Below are 16,524 nucleotides of genomic sequence, written 5' to 3'. Positions count from 1 at the left end.
ATGCTGGCTAATCTAGGCGCTCATTTCTATTTGCGCAAACGGATTTTGGTCAAAATGGGAGCAGTGTCAGGGTAAAATATCGTCAGTTTTTTCATCTATCATTTATCGAAAGCACACCTTGTTGAGAAGATGTTAATCAACACCTTTAGCATCAATATCTAAATCAGATTTCAATATTGGTTATTTGTTTCAAAAAAGCACTATTCCACCCTCTCTGGTTAGTATCTTTAACAGCTTGTTATTGCCCAGCGAGGAATGATAGAACCATACCTATTGCCGGACTGGCGGGATCACGGTTCGGAATGGCACACGGAAAATGAAACAATCCACTGATTAAGGGACGAATCGATGAATAAGTTGAGCAAAATGGCAGTCAGGACAGCGGTTTCTATGGCCCTGTTCGGATCGGTATCACTGGTCCACGCGGCGGACACAATCAAGATCGGCATCGCCGGTCCGGTCACCGGCCCGGTCGCCCAGTACGGCGACATGCAGTTCACCGGCGGCAAGATGGCAGTCGAGCAGATCAACAAGGCCGGTGGCATCAAGGGCAAGCAGATCGAAGCCGTCATCTATGACGACGCCTGCGATCCCAAGCAGGCCGTGGCGGTCGCCAACAAGGTGATCAACGACGGCGTCAAGTTCGTGGTCGGCCACCTTTGCTCCGACAACACCCTGCCCGCTTCCGACATCTATGAAGATGAAGGCGTGCTGATGGTCACTCCGGCCTCCACCAACCCCAAGATCACCGAGCGCGGCTATCAGTTGGTGCTGCGTACCATCGGCCTGGACAGCGACCAGGGTCCGACTGCCGCCAAGTACATCATCGAGCAGGTCAAGCCCAAGCGCGTGGCCGTCATTCACGACAAGAAACAGTACGGCGAAGGCATCGCCTCCAGCGTGAAAGCGGCGCTGGACAAGGCCGGCGTCAAGGTGGTGGCGTTTGAAGGCATCACCGCCGGCGACAAGGACTTCTCTGCCCTGATCGCCAAGCTGCAAAAAGAGAACGTCGACTTCGTCTACTACGGTGGTTATCACCCCGAGCTGGGTCTGATCCTGCGTCAGGCTGGCGAGAAGGGCCTCAAGGCCAAGTTCATGGGTCCGGAAGGGGTCGGCAACAAGGACATCTCCGCCATCGGCGGCCCAGCCTCCGAAGGCCTGCTGGTGACCCTGCCGAACAAATATGATCTGGTGCCGGCCAACGCCCCGCTGGTGGCTGCGTTCAAGGCCAAGGGCCAGGACTCCTCCGGTCCGTTCGTGTGGACCACCTATGCCGCGGTGCAAACCCTGGCTGCCGGTATCGCCAAGGCGGGTGAGGATGACCCGGCTGCCGTTGCTGCCGCCATCAAGGCCGCACCGATCGATACCGTCATGGGCACCCTGAGCTGGGCTCCGAGTGGCGACCTGAAAGGCTTTGAATTCGGTGTGTTCCAGTGGCACGCCGACGGTACCTCCACTCAAGTCAAATAATCTGCCGGTCGGGGTGACATGAGTCACCCCTCCTTTCTTTGCGGGCAAGTACAGGGAACGCAGTATGTCCGAACACTTCCTTTACCTGGTTCAGCAGTTGCTGAACGGGTTAACCATAGGCAGCACCTATGCGTTGATCGCCATCGGCTACACCATGGTCTATGGCATCATCGGCATGATCAACTTCGCCCACGGCGAGGTCTACATGATCGGCTCCTATGTCGCTTTCATGGTGATGGCGGGGCTCATGATGATGGGCATCGACAGCACCTTCTTGCTGCTGGGGGGCGCCTTCCTGGTCAGCATCGTCATCACCGGCACCTATGGCTGGACCATAGAGCGGGTCGCCTACCGCCCACTGCGGGGCGGCAACCGGCTGATCCCCCTCATCTCCGCCATCGGCATGTCGATCTTCCTGCAGAACATGATGCGGATGGCCCAGGGCTCGCGCGACATCGCCATGCCCACCCTGATCTCCGGCGGCTGGACCCTGGGTGAAGCCGACGGCTTCCAGGCCAGCCTCTCCTGGATGCAGCTCATCATCTTCGTGGTCACCTTCATCACCATGCTGGCACTGACCCAGTTCATCGGTCGCTCCCGCATGGGCCGCGCCTGCCGCGCCTGTTCGGAAGACATCAAGATGGCCAACCTGCTGGGGATAGACACCCACGTGGTCATCTCCATCACCTTCGTGCTGGGGGCCACCCTGGCCGCCGTCGCCGGCGTGCTGCTCGGCATGTATTACGGCGTCATCAACCCCTACCTCGGCTTCATGGCCGGGCTGAAAGCCTTCACTGCGGCGGTGCTGGGCGGTATCGGCAGCATTCCCGGCGCCGTGCTGGGCGGCCTGCTGCTCGGCGTGGTCGAGGCGCTCACCGCCGGCTACCTCAGCACCGAGTACAAGGATGTGATGGCCTTTGCCCTGCTGATCGGCGTGCTGCTGTTCATGCCCACCGGCATTCTGGGTCGCCCGGAGGTCGAGAAGGTATGATGAAACGTCAATTGGTTCATGCCTGCATCGCCAGCCTGGTGCTGCTGGTGCTCTCCTTCTGGCTGCTCGGCTTCAAGCTCGAAACCGACGGCACCCGCCTGCTGGTGACCAGCCGGCTCGACGTGTCGCTGGCCTGGCTGCTGGGCGGCGCCACCCTGGTGTTCTGGTTCCAGCTGCTGCGCGGCCAGATAAGCCGGCTGTTCCAGGCCTCCATCAGCGGCTTCTCGGTCGGCTTCACCAAGCTGGTGCTGCCGAGTCAGGAGGAGGCGCCACGCCTCTACAACATCACTGCCGTGCTGGTGCTGCTGTTCGCAGTGAGCTGGCCCTTCATGGCCTCGCGCGGTGCCATCGATCTGGCCACCCTGGCCCTCATCTACATCATGCTGGGTCTCGGCCTGAACGTGGTGGTCGGCCTCGCCGGCCTGCTGGATCTCGGCTATGTCGGCTTCTACGCGGTCGGCGCCTACAGCTATGCCCTGCTCAACACCTACTTCGGGCTCAGCTTCTGGGAGTGCCTGCCCATCGCCGGGCTGACGGCCGCCACCTTCGGCTTTTTGCTCGGCTTCCCGGTGTTGCGGCTGCGGGGGGATTATCTGGCCATCGTCACCCTGGGCTTTGGCGAGATCATCCGCATCCTGCTCAACAACATGACCAGCCTGACTGGCGGCCCCAACGGCATCTCCGGCATTCCCAAGCCGACCCTGGGCGGTCTGGAGTTCAACCGCACCGTCAAGGATGGCGGCTTCGAGACCTTCCACGAGTTCTTCGGCATCGCCTACAACGCCAACCACAAGGTGATCTTCCTCTACCTGATGGCGCTGGTGCTGGTGATCGCCACCCTGTTCGTCATCAACCGCCTGCTGCGCATGCCGCTCGGCCGCGCCTGGGAGGCATTGCGGGAAGACGAGATCGCCTGCAAGTCGCTGGGGCTCAACCCCACCATTATCAAGCTGACCGCCTTCACCATTGGTGCCTGTTTTGCAGGCTTCGCCGGCAGCTTCTTCGCCTCGCGCCAGGGCTTCATCAGTCCGGAGTCCTTCGTCTTTATCGAGTCGGCCATCGTGCTCGCCATCGTGGTGCTGGGCGGCATGGGCTCCCAGATCGGGGTGGTGCTGGCCGCCATCGTGATGACGGTGCTGCCTGAGCTGGCGCGCGAGTTCAACGAGTACCGCATGCTGATGTTCGGCCTCTTGATGGTGTTCATGATGATCTGGCGGCCACAGGGATTGCTGCCGATGACCCGTCCGCATCTGGAGTTGAAAAAATGAGTGCAAATCAGAAGTTAATGGAAGTCTCTGATCTGTCGATGCGCTTCGGAGGGTTGCTGGCCGTCAACGGCGTCAAGCTGGACGTGGACAAGGGGGAGGTGATCTCCATCATAGGCCCCAACGGGGCGGGCAAGACCACCGTCTTCAACTGCCTGACCGGCTTCTACCGCCCGAGCGGCGGCATCATCCGCTACAAGGGTGAGGAGATCCAGGGGCTGCCCGGCCACCTCATCGCCCGCAAGGGGATAGTGCGCACCTTTCAGCACGTGCGACTGTTCAAGGACATGACAGCGGTGGAAAACCTGCTGGTGGCCCAGCACAGGCACCTCAACACCGGCTTTCTGGCCGGGCTGTTCAAGACCCCGGCCTTTCGCCGCGCCGAGCGGGAGGGGCTGGAGCAGTCCGCCTTCTGGCTGGAGAAGGTGGGGCTCAAGGATCTCGCCAACCGCGCCGCCGGCAACCTGGCCTATGGCCAGCAGCGCCGGCTCGAGATTGCCCGCTGCATGGCGACCCGGCCCGAGCTGCTGATGCTGGACGAGCCGGCCGCCGGCCTCAACCCCCACGAGACCGATGAGCTGAACGAGCTCATCTCCAACCTGCGGGACGAGTTCGGGGTCTCGGTGCTGCTGATCGAACACGACATGAAGCTGGTGATGGAGATCTCCAACCGCATCTTCGTGGTCAACCAGGGCACCCCGCTGGCCCACGGCAAGCCGGACGAGATCCGCAGCAATCCGGCAGTGATCAAGGCCTATCTGGGCGAGTCGTAAGGACAAAAAGATGTTAGAACTTCGCAACGTATCGACCCACTACGGCAAAATTCAGGCGCTGCACGACGTCAGCGTCCAGGTAAAAGAGGGGGAAATCGTCACCCTGATCGGTGCCAACGGCGCCGGCAAGACCACCTTGCTGATGACCCTGTGCGGCGAACCCAAGCCCAGCAGTGGCTCCATCTGGTTCGAGGGAGAGCAGATAGACTCGCTCTCCACCGCCCGCATCATGCGCAAGGACATCGCCGTGGTGCCGGAGGGGCGCCGCATCTTCGCTCGCCTGACGGTGGAGGAGAACCTGCTGATGGGGGCCTTCTTCGTCGACAAGGCCGAGCAGCGCGGCCTGCTGGATCAGATTTTCACCCTGTTCCCCCGCCTGCACGAGCGCCTGGAGCAGCGCGCCGGCACCATGTCCGGCGGCGAGCAGCAGATGCTGGCCATCGGCCGCGCCCTGATGAGCAAGCCGCGCCTGCTGCTGCTGGATGAACCCTCGCTGGGGCTGGCCCCCATCGTCATCCAGCAGATCTTCGACACCATAGAGCAGCTGCGCCGCGACGGCATGACCATCTTCCTGGTGGAGCAGAACGCCAACCAGGCGCTCAAGCTGGCCGATCGCGGCTATGTGCTGGAGAACGGCCACGTGGTACTGCAGGACACGGGGGCTGCCCTGTTGGCCAACCCGGCCGTCCGCCAGGCTTATCTCGGCGGCTGACCCATGAGCAGGGCCGACACGGCGCCGGATCACCACAGTTTCTGGCACGATCCGGCCCTGCCTTTCATCGAGGCGCGGGCGGTGCAGGATGGCCGCCGCGTCTGCTACGACAAACATAGCCACCCCCACTTCTCCATCGGCGCCATCACCGGCGGCCACAGCCACTACCTCAACCAGCGCAGCCGGCAGGAGGTCGGCCGCGGCCACCTGGTGCTGATGAACCCGGAGGAGGTGCACGCCTGCAACCCCGTTGCGGATGAGCCCTGGTCCTATCTGATGTTCTACCTCAACACCGGCTGGCTGCAGCGCCAGCAGGAAGAGGCGGGGCTGGGCGACACGTTTCGTCCCTTCGACATGACCGCAAGCCAGGATCCCCTGCTCTACCAGGGGCTGTGCCGGCTCCACCGGCAGCTGTGGCAGGAGCAGGATCCGCTCGCGCGCGAGGTGGCCTGCCACCAGTTCAGTCGCCAGCTACTGGCCAGGCTCACCCCGGCCAGCTGGGACGATCGGCCGCCGCAGCACCTGCAGCGGGCCGCCGAACTGATGCAGGACGACTGCAGCAGCCCTCTCACCCTCGCTCAATTGAGTGCGGTGGCCGGGCTCACCCCCTCCCACTTCGTGCGCAGCTTCAGCCGCCATTACGGCATGACGCCCCACGCCTACCTGCTCGATCAGCGCATCCGCCATGCCCGCACCCTGCTCAAGCGGGGAGAGCCGCTGGCGGAGGTGGCGCTGGCCAGCGGTTTTGCCGATCAGGCCCACTTCCAGCGCCAGTTCAAGCGGCGGGTGGCCGCCACCCCGGGGCACTACCGCAATCAGCTGACCCGGCTGGGCTAACGCACCAGATAGGCGGCGCAAAGCAGCAGCAACAGCGCCATCGCCCGGTTGAACCAGCGCAGCCGCTGCGGCGCGAGCAGCACCCCCTGCAATCGGCTGCCGGCATAGGCCCAGCAAGCGATAGAGCCGAGACAGATGACCAGGTAGAGGCCGCTGAACAGGGCCACCTGCCCCACCCCGCCCGCACTGCCATAGGCGCCCATCCCCATGCTGGCGGCGAGCCAGGCCTTGGGATTGAGCCACTGCATCAGTGCCCCGTACCAGAAGGAGGGCGCCACCCCGTCAACCCCTTCTACCCGGCCGCTGTCCACCAGCAGCTGCCAGGCCATCCAGCCGAGAAAGATCACCCCGGCCCAGCGCAGCAGCTCCGCCGCCAGCGGCCACTGCAGCAGGGTGGCGCCCAACCCCAGTCCCATCAACAGCAGCAACAGAATGAACCCCAGGGTGGCCCCGACCACGTGCCGCAGGCTGGCCGCAAAGCCGTGCCTGGCGCCGCTGCCGAGGGCAACCAGATTGACCGGCCCCGGGGTGATGGACATGGCCAGGGCAAACCCGGCCATGGATAACAGCAGACTCGTCTCCATGAATAACGCTCGTAGCAGCAAAAGGAGCCCCCAGCCTAGCCGGCACCCCGCCCCCGGTATTGAAGGAAATTGCGATCGGTCACGACAATAACCGGACACATTGCGGGCTTAGCGCCGGCCCCCGCTTGCGGTAAACTGACCCTCAATCACCTATTCGCAGGACATGTTAATGGACCAGTTTGCCCATATCAGTGCCCATGATGCCCACCAGAAGCTTGCCGCCGGTGCAGCCCGCCTCGTGGATATTCGCGACCCCCAGTCATTCGAGACGGCCCACGCGGTCGGCGCCTTCCACCTCACCAATGGCACCCTGGTGCGTTTCATGAACGAGGTGGACTTCGATACCCCGGTGATCGTGATGTGCTATCACGGCAACAGCAGCCAGGGCGCCGCCCAGTACCTGCTGCAACAGGGGTACGATGAGGTCTATAGCCTGGATGGCGGCTTCGAGGCGTGGCGCAGGGAGTTCCCGATCCAGGCGGGCGACGCATGATCCAGCTGCTGGTGCTCGACAATGCCCGCATGGCCCAGGCGCTGGTGGACTATCTCTCCACCCTCGGCATCTCGTGCGAGCTGACCCAGTCCGAGCTTGGCGTCTCGGTCTGGCTGGCGGACGAACAGCGCCTCGCCCAGGCCCAGCTGGAGGTGAAACGCTTCCTGGCCGAGCCGACCCACCCCCGCTACATGGAAGCCTCCTGGCAATCCGGCCGGGCCGATGCCCGCATCGACTACAGCAAGGGGATGACCGACCCGGTCACCGACTTCCTGCATCAGGCCGGGCCGTTGACCCTGGTGGTGATCATCGCCTGTCTGGCCATCTACGGGCTCGATGCCATCGGCCTGCCGATCTTCGATGAGCTGGCGTTCCACCCGACCCTGGCCCAGTTCACCGACTGGCAGGCGTGGCGCTACTTCACCCCGGCCTTCATCCACTTCTCGGTGCTGCACCTGGTGTTCAACCTGCTGTGGTGGTGGTATCTGGGGGGCCAGATCGAACAACGGCTCGGCAGCGGCAAGCTGCTGATCCTGCTGCTGGTAGGCGCCGCCCTGCCCAACCTGGCCGAGTTCTTCGCCAGCGGCCCGCTGTTTGGCGGCCTCTCCGGGGTGGTCTATGCCCTGCTCGGCTACTGCTGGCTGCGCAGCAAGTTGCAGCCGGCCTGTGGCCTCACCCTGCCACCGGCGCTGATGGGCTTCATGCTGTTCTGGCTGGCACTCGGCTTCTTCGATCTGCTCGGCACCCGCACCGCCAACATGGCCCACCTGGCCGGTCTGCTGGTCGGGCTGCTGCAGGGCTGGCTGGACAGACACCACCAGCCCGCCTGAGTGCTAGTGATCATCGAGGTGCAGCAAGCTGCTCGGCAGCCTGAGCGGCCACCAACCAGACCAGCCTGAACCGGCGACAAGTGCGATGCTGGAAAACAAAACGCCACCCCGAGGGCGGCGTTTTTATTGGCCGACTGGCTTACTGCTTGAGCAGGCTGCCGTTGGTCACCTTGACCGCAGTACCGCCGCTCATGAAGAAGCTGGCGAACTGGGACTGCATCTCGGTGGTCACATCGCCGCTCGGGTCGAAGTTCTCGTCCGGCGCCAGCAGCGAGCTGTGGCCACCGGCCAAGAAGCGGGCCGCGTTGTGGCTGGCCGCACCGGTGGCGGTCAGCGGCTGCAGTGCCAGCACCTTGAACAGCGGCTCGGTACCACCCAGCGGGGCGGAGGCGATGCTGTTCGGGATCACTTGGTCAGACAGGCTCAGGGCGCCATCGCCGACGATCTCGGTGGCGAACAGCGGGAAGCTGCTCTGGATGCCGCGGCCGAGGTTGATCGGGTCAGCCGAATCCAGCACCGACTGGGCCGCGAAGCTGTAGCTCTGCAACGTGCTGGCCGCCGCCGCCTGCTGGGTGGTGCTCAGGCTTGGCAGGAACTCGTTGACGAAACAGGTCGGCACCGCGGTCTTGCAGTTGGGCGCGTAAGCGGTGAAGCCCGCTTTCAGCTCGGCACTGCCGCTGGTCAGCACGCCCATCTTGATGGTCGGGCCGAAGGTCGGCGAGTTCAGCAGCAGCGGCGCGATGCCGCCACCCGGCATGGCCAGGCCGCCGGTGTCGAACTTGAACAGGGCATCCGCCTGCGCATTACCGATGGGCTGGTTGGCAACCGCCAGCAAGTTGGTACCGGAGATGGCACCCAGGGAGTGGCCCAGGAAGTGTACCTTGAGGCTGCCGGCAGTGCCGATGGCACCCTTGGCATTGGCCAGACCGACCGCCAGACGCAGGCCCAGCAGATCCGCCACGCTCTGTTTCAGGTTGTCGCGGGCCACGGTCAGGTAGCTCAGGTTCAGATACGGGGTCGGGTTGTCGGAGGTGGTCACGGTCGCCATGCTGCCGCTCAAGGCGAAGCCGCGCTCACCGTGCAGCGGGTGATCGATCACCACCAGCGCCACCTTCTTGCCTGCCTGCATACCGGCATAGATCTGGCCCAGCGCCAGTGCATAGGCGTTCTCTTTCACCGAAGTCACGCCGTGCTGGTAGATGATCACGTCGGTGATGGTGTTGAGGGCATCCTTGGCGAAGACGCGCATCGGCACCGACTGCACCTCTTCCAGCATGGGCAGCGGGTTGAAGCGACCGATGTTCTGCTCGGCATCCAGCGGCTTGCCGCCGGAGGTGAGAGTCACCCCGATCAGCTTGCTCGCCTCGGCCAGCAACTCAGCCTGACGGGTCGGATCGGCAATCAGCGTCGCCAGCAGGGCCGGATCCACACCCGCGCCCACCAGCCCGGCGATCACTTCGCTGTCGGACGCTTTCAGGGCATTGGCGATGGCATACAGGCTGGGGATGGCGCCGTGCCAGGACTGGGTCTTGGCCTTGTCCCAGGAACCGGCGGTGGCCGGTGAGGCAAGGAAGTATGGCAGCTTGACGGTGCCGGTATAGACCTTGGTCGCTTGAGCAATCGGGTTGAGCGGAGCACCGGGGCCAAAGGCAGTGGCGATCGCATCTTTCTGCTCTTGCGGCAGGAACTGCTCGGCGTCCAGCTGGGTCAGGAAGGCATTGCTGCCGGTCACGCTCAGGGTATAGGTACCCGGCAGACTGGTGTTGCCCTTGGCATCCTGCTTCCACAGGGCGGCCGCATCCAGGGTCGGGCTCTTCAGCACGGACGCCGCCGCCCCTTTCACCGCCACCAGCACATCGGCACCGGACTGGGTACCGAACCAGTCGGAGAAGATGACGTGATCGGTGGAGACGCCGGTGGCAGCCTTGAACAGCCCTTCCTGCAGGGCGATCAGACCGTTGATGGTCTGCTCCTGGGCATTGCTGCCGACGTTGTTCTTGTAGTTGCCGTAGTCGTTGCCGGCCTTGACCGCGTTGCCGCTGCTGTCCTTGAGGGAGTCGGTGGCCACGATCATGTAGTAGGAGGAGGGATTCAGCGGCTTGAGCGGCACCAGGTTCAGCTTGCCGGCCGCAGCGGCCACCACGAAGTCCACCCCGTAGGTCAGCACCTTCTTCACGCCGTTCGGGCGCAGGGCTGCGCTGTCAAAGCTCAGCTCCAGCAGGTAGAGCGGCGCGACCGAGGCGGCAAACTCCGCCGCGGCCGGGGCCTGCACCTGGATGCCGGATGACGTCACGGGCACGATCTGGATAGCCTGGGTCGTGGACCAGCCATCCAGGGTCGACATGGCCGAGACCGGGTTGGAGAGATCTGCCGTTTCGGTGGAGAATTTCAGGGTGCCATCGCTGGCCCGGGCTGCCAGAGCACTGGGGCGCACGGCGTTGGAACCGGTCAACAGATAGTCGAGATAGCTGGAGGTGTCGCCTTTGTTATCGTCACTGCCACCACAGCCAGCCAGCATAGCACTGACAACTGCGGCGTAAATTAGCTTCTTTTTCATATCCTTATCTCTTTTTAGTTGTTATCCATGAAATGCTGACTGAGTTGGGTGAGAACCCGACCGGTACATCTTAACAGCAACGCAACAATTATTAAGCCTCTGGTCGGTCATCTGATCTGCTTTTTTTGTGTACAGCATCAAGGAATTGGAATAGAAACGGGACTCGATAGGTTAACAGCTTCATCCCGAATACCAGACCCGACCAGCGACTACCCCTATGGCAGCTGGCAAAAAGCGACCCTCGATCTCGGCAAAGCGGATCAATTGCCGGTAGAATGGCGCATTGCTTAAGGAGAACCACATGATCGACCCGAAGAAACTGGAAGAGATCGCCAAACAGGTGCACAACTCCCTGCCGCCCGGCATTCGCAGCATGGGTGAAGAGGTGGAGAAGAAGATCCGTCAGGTGCTGCAGTCCCAGCTGGGCAAGCTGGATCTGGTCAGTCGCGAAGAGTTTGACGTGCAGACCAAGGTGCTGCTGCGCACCCGCGAGAAGCTGACCGCGCTCGAGGCCAAGCTGGCCCAGCTCGAGCAGCAGCTCGGCGCCAAGGGCGAATAACGCAGGTCGCCCATAAAGCAAACCCCAGCCAGGCTGGGGTTTGTTGTTTCTGGCCTGCCGCAAGGCAAGCAGCAGGCTGATTCAGCGAGTCCTCCTCGGTCACGCTATGTGGCCGGCCTCATGCCGAACTCAGATGAATTCGTAGGCGTCGCCGAAGATGCGCTCTGGTTCGGCGCCCAGGATCTTGAACTCCTCCCGCGCCGCACCCGCCATCTCGAAGCGGCCGGCGACATAGATGTCGTAGTCGTGCAGGCTGACGAAGTCATCCATGATGGCCTTGTGCACCAGCCCGGTCTTGCCGGTCCAGTCCACTTCCGGCTCCTGCACCACCGGGATGAAGGTGAGCGGGGCGTAGTCGCGCTCCCACTGCTGCATCTGCTCCTGCTCGTAGAGCCAGTGCGCCTGGCGCACGCCCCAGTAGAAGAACACCGGGCGCTTGCTGCCGGTATCGATCAGGTATTCCAGAATGGAACGGGCATAGGAAAAACCGGTGCCACCCGCCATCAGGATCAGCGGCCGGGGCGACTCTTCCCGCAGGAAGGCCTTGCCCGCCGCCAGTTCAATCTCGATCTCCCCCTGCTCGCGCATGCGGGCCAGCACCTGGCCGGCATAGGCGTTTTCCGGGGTGGCGCCGATCTGCAGCTCCAGCATGCCCGGACGGGTCGGCGAGTTGGCGATGGAGAAGGGACGCTTGTCCGAATCGCTCATCACCACCAGCAGATACTGGCCCGGCTTGAAGCTGACCTCTTGCAGCGGCGTCAGGGCCACGTGCCAGATGGTGTCGACATATTCGCGCAGTTCCTCTACGCGGCACTTGATACGTTGCATTCTTATCCTTGTGACGGGCTCGCTCGGCCCGCTTTCGCTCTTGATTCACTGTGGACTGGCGACCAGCAAAGTGGTCAGGTCAGTCGAGCATACCCAATTCAGCTCAAATGGCATCAATCTTTTGCATCCCGGCCAGGCGGCACGGCCCATCGGGCCTGCCGCCGCTCATCAGCCGAGAATGTTCAGCTCGTCCCAGAGGGCATCGATCTTCTGCTTCACCGCCTCGTCCTGGACGATGGGCTGGCCCCACTCGCGATTGGTCTCCCCCGGCCACTTGTTGGTGGCATCCAGCCCCATCTTGGAGCCGAGCCCGGAGACCGGCGAGGCGAAGTCCAGGTAGTCGATCGGGGTGTGCTCGATCAGGGTGGTGTCGCGAGCCGGGTCCATCCGGGTGGTGATGGCCCAGATCACGTCCTTCCAGTCGCGGGCATTGATGTCGTCGTCACAGACGATCACGAACTTGGTGTACATGAACTGGCGCAGGAAAGACCAGACCCCCAGCATCACCCGCTTGGCGTGGCCCGGGTAACGCTTCTTGATGGTCACCACCGCCATCCGATAGGAACACCCCTCCGGCGGCAGGTAGAAGTCCACGATCTCGGGGAACTGCTTCTGCAACAGCGGCACGAACACCTCGTTGAGCGCCACCCCCAGCACCGCCGGCTCATCGGGCGGACGGCCGGTGTAGGTGCTGTGGTAGATGGCATCCTTGCGCATCGTCATGTGGGTGATGGTGAACACCGGGAACTCGTCCACCTCGTTGTAGTAGCCGGTGTGATCGCCATAAGGCCCTTCGGGGGCCATCTCGCCCGGCTCCAGATAGCCTTCCAGCACGATCTCGGCGCTGGCGGGCACCTCCAGATCGCAGCTGACGGCCTTCACCACCTCGGTGCGGCTGCCGCGCAGCAGACCGGCAAAGGCGTATTCGGAGAGGGTATCCGGCACCGGCGTCACCGCGCCTAGGATGGTCGCCGGATCGGCACCGAGCGCCACCACCACCGGGAAGCGTTCACCCGGGTGGGCCTCCTGCCACTCGCGAAAATCGATGGCACCGCCGCGGTGATCCAGCCAGCGCATGATCAGCTTGTTCTTGCCGATCTTCTGCTGGCGATAGATGCCTAGGTTCTGCCGCTTCTTGTAGGGGCCGCGGGTGATGGTCAGACCCCAGGTCACCAGCGGGGCGACGTCGCCGGGCCAGCAATGCTGGATCGGGATCTGGTCCAGATCGACCGCCTCTCCCTCCAGCACCCGCTGCTGACAGGGGGCAGAGGAGAGCCGCTTGGTCGGCATGTTGAGCACCTGCTTGAAGATCGGCAGCTTCTCCATCAGCTCCTTGAAGCCACGGGGCGGCTCCGGCTCCTTCAGGTAGGAGAGCCAGATCCCGACCTGGCGCAGGGCGGCCACGTTGGGCTGGCCCATGCCCATGGCGACCCGGTCCGGGGTGCCGAACAGGTTGGTCAGCACCGGCATGGTGTAACCCTTGGGATTTTCAAACAGCAGGGCTGGCCCGCCCGCCCGCAGGGTGCGGTCGCTGATCTCGGTCATCTCCAGATAGGGGTCTATCTCGCGGCTGATGCGCTTGAGTTGTCCGCTTTGTTCCAGCTGCGCGATGAAATCACGCAAATCCTTGTATTTCATGCAGGTACCCTGTGTTCAGGCGATGCCGCATTATAACCCTGGGCGGGCGGCGGGTGTACCCGAATCGGGCAGCATCACCGGACTTGCATGGCGCTTTTCCTGCCGGGTCAGCCGATCGGCAAGCTGGGCCAGCAGCCTGGGTTCGTCCATCTGCAGCAGCAGGCTGGCCACCTGACCGCTGTATTGGCGATTGCCCAGCTCCGCCAGCAGGAACTGCTGGGCCGTGTCTGGCAGCGGCGAAAGTTGACTGAGTTGCTGCAGAGCGGGCAGCTTGAGACGGGCATTGCGACTGGCGGCAATCAGCAGATCACTGGCCGCCTGGCCCTGGTGAAAGCGGCCCACGCTGGCGAGCGCGGCCACGCTGTCATGATCCACCGGTTGATGCCACAGCTTCTGATAGAGGGCGCTGTCGCCGGTACGCTCGGCCAGCAGCCGCAGCAGCCGGTTGTCGGGCAGGAAGATGCTCATGGCGGCCAGCGTATGCGCCTCCCGCTGCAGGAGCGGAAGCGGCTGCCGATCGAGTACGGTCAGCAGCGCCTGCTGCTGCTGGGCCAGATCGGGATTGCGGCTGTTGTAGATCTGCTTGAACTCGAACGTGCCCTCTTCCAGCTGCTGGCGATAGTTGTCCTGCCAGGCCTGCTGCTGCCAGCGGCTCAACACCTGCCGCGCGGCGGCGGCAAAGTCGTAGGCGGGTTGCTGCACCAGAAAGCCGTCCACCTCTTTGTCCACCAGCCAGCTGGGGGCCTTGAACGACTGGGCGCGCACCCAGGCCAGCAGTTGTGGACTGGTGGCCCTGGGCTGGCTATTGAGGGTAGCCAGCAGCTGGCACAACAGATACTCCCGCTGCCCCACAGCCAGGGAGTCCAGCAGGGTGTCGATGGCGGCAAACTGCCCCAGCTGCAGCCGGTCGGTCAGATAGTCAAGGTGACCCTGCAGCCCCTCGTCGGCCACCAGTGCCGTCCGGGGAGGCTGCGTCTCGGCAGCCCCGACCGGCAGCACCAGCAGCCAGCTCAGCAATATCAGGAGTACATGCTTCATGACGTCCCTATCCTTGTGACATCGAGGTTTCATACTACTCAGGCGACCGTAAAATAGATAAACAAAAACCGCGACCTGGGCCGCGGTTTGATGATTTTCGAGTCGGTTACTTCTGCTGGCGCCGCATGGCGTCGAAGAACTCGTCGTTGGTCTTGGTCATGGCCAACTTGTCGATCAGGAACTCGATGCCGTCGATCTCGCCCATCGGGTGCACAATCTTGCGCAGGATCCACATCTTCTGCAGCTCGTCGCCGGTGGTCAGCAGCTCTTCCTTGCGGGTGCCGGAGCGAGTGATGTCGATGGCCGGGTAGACGCGCTTCTCGGCAATCTTGCGCGAGAGGTGCAGTTCCATGTTGCCGGTACCCTTGAACTCTTCGTAGATGACTTCATCCATCTTGGAGCCGGTATCGATCAGCGCGGTGGCGATGATGGTCAGGCTGCCGCCCTCTTCAACATTGCGCGCGGCACCGAAGAAGCGCTTCGGACGGTGCAGGGCATTGGCGTCCACACCACCGGTCAGTACCTTGCCGGATGACGGGATGACGGTATTGTAGGCACGGGCCAGACGGGTGATGGAGTCCAGCAGGATCACCACGTCCTTCTTGTGCTCGACCAGGCGCTTGGCCTTCTCGATCACCATCTCGGCGACCTGGACGTGACGGGAAGCCGGCTCGTCGAAGGTGGAGGCGATCACTTCACCCTTCACCATGCGTTGCATCTCGGTCACTTCTTCCGGACGCTCGTCGATCAGCAGGACGATCAGTTCGCAGTCAGGGTGGTTGTAGGCGATGCTCTGGGCGATGTTCTGCAGCAGCATGGTCTTACCGGCCTTGGGCGGTGCGACGATGAGACCGCGCTGGCCTTTACCGATCGGGGAAGCCAGGTCCAGTACGCGAGCGGTGATGTCTTCGGTGGAACCGTTGCCACGCTCCATGCGCAGACGCTCGTTGGCGTGCAGCGGAGTGAGGTTTTCAAACAGGATCTTGTTGCGGGAGTTTTCCGGACGGTCGTAGTTGACCTCGTTGACCTTGAGCAGCGCGAAGTAACGTTCGCCCTCTTTCGGCGGCCGGATCTTGCCTGAGATGGTATCGCCGGTACGCAGGTTGAAACGGCGGATCTGGCTCGGGGACACATAGATGTCGTCCGGGCCGGCCAGGTAGGAGCCGTCTGCACTACGCAGGAAGCCGAAACCATCGGTCAGGATTTCCAGCACACCGTCGCCAAAGATATCCTCGCCACCCTTGGCGTGCGCCTTGAGGATCGCGAAAATAATGTCTTTCTTGTGCGCCCGAGCCAGATTTTCCAACCCCATGGATTCGCCAAGCTGTACCAGCTCGGACACAGGAGTGTTCTTTAATTCAGTCAGATTCATAGTGGTGAAAGTCTGTAAGCAAGGATTGAAATGAGGAGACAGTCTGCTGGATTGATGCTGATCGGATTTGATTTGCCAGGCTGATGTGTGAGCAAAGAGTCAGGCAAAAAGGTTAGCAAACGAGCGATAAATTAGCACCAATCGGGGTGAGCGTCTAGGTGATAAAACAGAAGGAGCGCATTATTGCAATGCGCTCCTCTTTGATTATTACAGGTTACCGTCCAGAAACTCTTTCAGCTGAGTCTTGGACAGTGCACCGACCTTGGTCGCTGCCACTTCGCCATTCTTGAACAGCAAGAGGGTCGGAATACCACGAATGCCATACTTGGGCGGAGTGTCGGCGTTATGGTCGATGTTCAATTTCGCCACGGTCACGCGACCGGCATACTCTTGGGCGACTTCGTTCAGGATCGGGGCAATCATCTTGCACGGACCACACCATTCGGCCCAGAAGTCGACCAGAACGGCGCCATCGGCTTTGATTACATCTGCCTCGAAGCTGGCATCGCTCAGCTGAACAATCTTGTCACTCATCTCCAACTCCAGTCAGTAATTAAGGCTTTATTGACGTATCAAC

At 62.4% G+C, this 16,524-nt stretch carries 16 protein-coding genes; 9 read left to right on the top strand and 7 right to left on the bottom strand.

Features of this window, described 5'->3' with window-relative positions; all coding sequences use genetic code 11:
* Positions 1–348: 348 nt before the first annotated feature.
* The 6 genes from AHA_RS00565 to AHA_RS00540 all read left to right on the top strand — a co-directional run bounded on the left by AHA_RS00565 (position 349) and on the right by AHA_RS00540 (position 6,048).
* Positions 349–1,470: a branched-chain amino acid ABC transporter substrate-binding protein gene (locus tag AHA_RS00565; protein WP_016348967.1), complete on the top strand. Its 1,122-nt coding sequence runs from the start codon at positions 349–351 to the stop codon at positions 1,468–1,470.
* 64 nt (positions 1,471–1,534) lie between these two features.
* The gene (gene livH / locus AHA_RS00560) at positions 1,535–2,461 is read left to right on the top strand and encodes a high-affinity branched-chain amino acid ABC transporter permease LivH (protein WP_011704141.1); all 927 of its coding nucleotides are present in this window, start codon (positions 1,535–1,537) and stop codon (positions 2,459–2,461) included.
* A complete protein-coding gene (locus tag AHA_RS00555; protein WP_044798805.1) occupies positions 2,461–3,729 on the top strand; it encodes a high-affinity branched-chain amino acid ABC transporter permease LivM in 1,269 nt (422 codons plus the stop codon). Before livH ends, AHA_RS00555 begins: the two co-directional genes overlap by 1 nt.
* Positions 3,726–4,499 (top strand): high-affinity branched-chain amino acid ABC transporter ATP-binding protein LivG, encoded by a 774-nt coding sequence (gene livG / locus AHA_RS00550; RefSeq protein ID WP_011704139.1) that lies wholly within the window; start codon positions 3,726–3,728, stop codon positions 4,497–4,499. Before AHA_RS00555 ends, livG begins: the two co-directional genes overlap by 4 nt.
* A gap of 10 nt (positions 4,500–4,509) precedes the next feature.
* Positions 4,510–5,211: an ABC transporter ATP-binding protein gene (locus AHA_RS00545; protein ID WP_011704138.1), complete on the top strand. Its 702-nt coding sequence runs from the start codon at positions 4,510–4,512 to the stop codon at positions 5,209–5,211.
* Between the two features lie 3 nt (positions 5,212–5,214).
* The gene (locus AHA_RS00540; protein ID WP_011704137.1) at positions 5,215–6,048 is read left to right on the top strand and encodes an AraC family transcriptional regulator; all 834 of its coding nucleotides are present in this window, start codon (positions 5,215–5,217) and stop codon (positions 6,046–6,048) included.
* On the opposite strand, the gene AHA_RS00535 is transcribed toward AHA_RS00540, so the two are convergent.
* On the bottom strand, positions 6,045–6,731 hold the full coding sequence (locus tag AHA_RS00535; protein ID WP_011704136.1) for a LysE family translocator: 687 nt from the start codon (positions 6,729–6,731) through the stop codon (positions 6,045–6,047). The two genes, AHA_RS00540 and AHA_RS00535, sit on opposite strands and share 4 nt — an antisense overlap.
* Before the next feature lie 70 nt (positions 6,732–6,801).
* Between AHA_RS00535 and glpE the strand changes: the two genes are divergently transcribed.
* Together glpE and glpG are read left to right on the top strand one after the other, a co-directional pair.
* Positions 6,802–7,125, top strand: a complete 324-nt coding sequence (gene glpE, locus AHA_RS00530) for a thiosulfate sulfurtransferase GlpE (protein WP_011704135.1) — start codon at positions 6,802–6,804, stop codon at positions 7,123–7,125.
* Complete coding sequence (glpG, locus tag AHA_RS00525) at positions 7,122–7,955, top strand: rhomboid family intramembrane serine protease GlpG (RefSeq protein WP_011704134.1); 834 nt, start codon at positions 7,122–7,124, stop codon at positions 7,953–7,955. Before glpE ends, glpG begins: the two co-directional genes overlap by 4 nt.
* 139 nt (positions 7,956–8,094) lie before the next feature.
* Here the strand turns inward: glpG and AHA_RS00520 are convergent, their stop codons facing one another.
* Positions 8,095–10,512: a VolA/Pla-1 family phospholipase gene (locus AHA_RS00520; RefSeq protein WP_011704133.1), complete on the bottom strand. Its 2,418-nt coding sequence runs from the start codon at positions 10,510–10,512 to the stop codon at positions 8,095–8,097.
* Positions 10,513–10,813: 301 nt separating this feature from the next.
* Here AHA_RS00520 and ubiK point away from each other — a divergent pair, with 301 nt between their 5' ends.
* Complete coding sequence (gene ubiK, locus AHA_RS00515) at positions 10,814–11,071, top strand: ubiquinone biosynthesis accessory factor UbiK (RefSeq protein ID WP_005307315.1); 258 nt, start codon at positions 10,814–10,816, stop codon at positions 11,069–11,071.
* Positions 11,072–11,200: 129 nt separating this feature from the next.
* Here ubiK and fre read toward each other — a convergent pair whose 3' ends face one another.
* The 5 genes from fre to trxA form a co-directional block, all read right to left on the bottom strand.
* On the bottom strand, positions 11,201–11,899 hold the full coding sequence (gene fre, locus AHA_RS00510) for an NAD(P)H-flavin reductase (protein WP_011704132.1): 699 nt from the start codon (positions 11,897–11,899) through the stop codon (positions 11,201–11,203).
* A 168-nt stretch (positions 11,900–12,067) separates the two neighbouring features.
* Positions 12,068–13,537: a 4-hydroxy-3-polyprenylbenzoate decarboxylase gene (gene ubiD, locus AHA_RS00505; RefSeq protein WP_011704131.1), complete on the bottom strand. Its 1,470-nt coding sequence runs from the start codon at positions 13,535–13,537 to the stop codon at positions 12,068–12,070.
* A gap of 30 nt (positions 13,538–13,567) precedes the next feature.
* Entirely contained in the window at positions 13,568–14,575 is a 1,008-nt protein-coding gene (locus AHA_RS00500) for a hypothetical protein (protein ID WP_115586398.1), read from the bottom strand.
* Between the two features lie 106 nt (positions 14,576–14,681).
* The gene (gene rho, locus AHA_RS00495) at positions 14,682–15,947 is read right to left on the bottom strand and encodes a transcription termination factor Rho (RefSeq protein WP_005307308.1); all 1,266 of its coding nucleotides are present in this window, start codon (positions 15,945–15,947) and stop codon (positions 14,682–14,684) included.
* A gap of 207 nt (positions 15,948–16,154) precedes the next feature.
* Positions 16,155–16,481 carry a thioredoxin TrxA gene (gene trxA, locus AHA_RS00490; RefSeq protein WP_005307306.1) on the bottom strand — a complete coding sequence of 109 codons (327 nt, stop codon included), beginning with the start codon at positions 16,479–16,481 and terminating at the stop codon, positions 16,155–16,157.
* Between the last annotated feature and the right edge of the window lie 43 nt (positions 16,482–16,524).

It is taken from the genome of Aeromonas hydrophila subsp. hydrophila ATCC 7966, assembly GCF_000014805.1.
Classification (GTDB): Bacteria; Pseudomonadota; Gammaproteobacteria; order Enterobacterales; family Aeromonadaceae; genus Aeromonas; species Aeromonas hydrophila.
Note: the sequence above shows the minus strand (reverse complement) of the source record. Positions and strands in the feature narration are given on the sequence as shown.

What these genes read in the sequence shown, in the direction of transcription:
- rho (WP_005307308.1), bottom strand. Translation starts at nt 15,947, where the DNA reads ATGAATCTGACTGAATTAAAGAACACTCCTGTGTCCGAGCTGGTACAG.
- AHA_RS00565 (WP_016348967.1), top strand. Translation starts at nt 349, where the DNA reads ATGAATAAGTTGAGCAAAATGGCAGTCAGGACAGCGGTTTCTATGGCC.
- trxA (WP_005307306.1), bottom strand. Translation starts at nt 16,481, where the DNA reads ATGAGTGACAAGATTGTTCAGCTGAGCGATGCCAGCTTCGAGGCAGAT.
- AHA_RS00545 (WP_011704138.1), top strand. Translation starts at nt 4,510, where the DNA reads ATGTTAGAACTTCGCAACGTATCGACCCACTACGGCAAAATTCAGGCG.
- AHA_RS00500 (WP_115586398.1), bottom strand. Translation starts at nt 14,575, where the DNA reads ATGAAGCATGTACTCCTGATATTGCTGAGCTGGCTGCTGGTGCTGCCG.
- ubiD (WP_011704131.1), bottom strand. Translation starts at nt 13,537, where the DNA reads ATGAAATACAAGGATTTGCGTGATTTCATCGCGCAGCTGGAACAAAGC.
- glpG (WP_011704134.1), top strand. Translation starts at nt 7,122, where the DNA reads ATGATCCAGCTGCTGGTGCTCGACAATGCCCGCATGGCCCAGGCGCTG.
- AHA_RS00555 (WP_044798805.1), top strand. Translation starts at nt 2,461, where the DNA reads ATGAAACGTCAATTGGTTCATGCCTGCATCGCCAGCCTGGTGCTGCTG.
- ubiK (WP_005307315.1), top strand. Translation starts at nt 10,814, where the DNA reads ATGATCGACCCGAAGAAACTGGAAGAGATCGCCAAACAGGTGCACAAC.
- livG (WP_011704139.1), top strand. Translation starts at nt 3,726, where the DNA reads ATGAGTGCAAATCAGAAGTTAATGGAAGTCTCTGATCTGTCGATGCGC.
- AHA_RS00540 (WP_011704137.1), top strand. Translation starts at nt 5,215, where the DNA reads ATGAGCAGGGCCGACACGGCGCCGGATCACCACAGTTTCTGGCACGAT.
- livH (WP_011704141.1), top strand. Translation starts at nt 1,535, where the DNA reads ATGTCCGAACACTTCCTTTACCTGGTTCAGCAGTTGCTGAACGGGTTA.
- fre (WP_011704132.1), bottom strand. Translation starts at nt 11,899, where the DNA reads ATGCAACGTATCAAGTGCCGCGTAGAGGAACTGCGCGAATATGTCGAC.
- AHA_RS00520 (WP_011704133.1), bottom strand. Translation starts at nt 10,512, where the DNA reads ATGAAAAAGAAGCTAATTTACGCCGCAGTTGTCAGTGCTATGCTGGCT.
- glpE (WP_011704135.1), top strand. Translation starts at nt 6,802, where the DNA reads ATGGACCAGTTTGCCCATATCAGTGCCCATGATGCCCACCAGAAGCTT.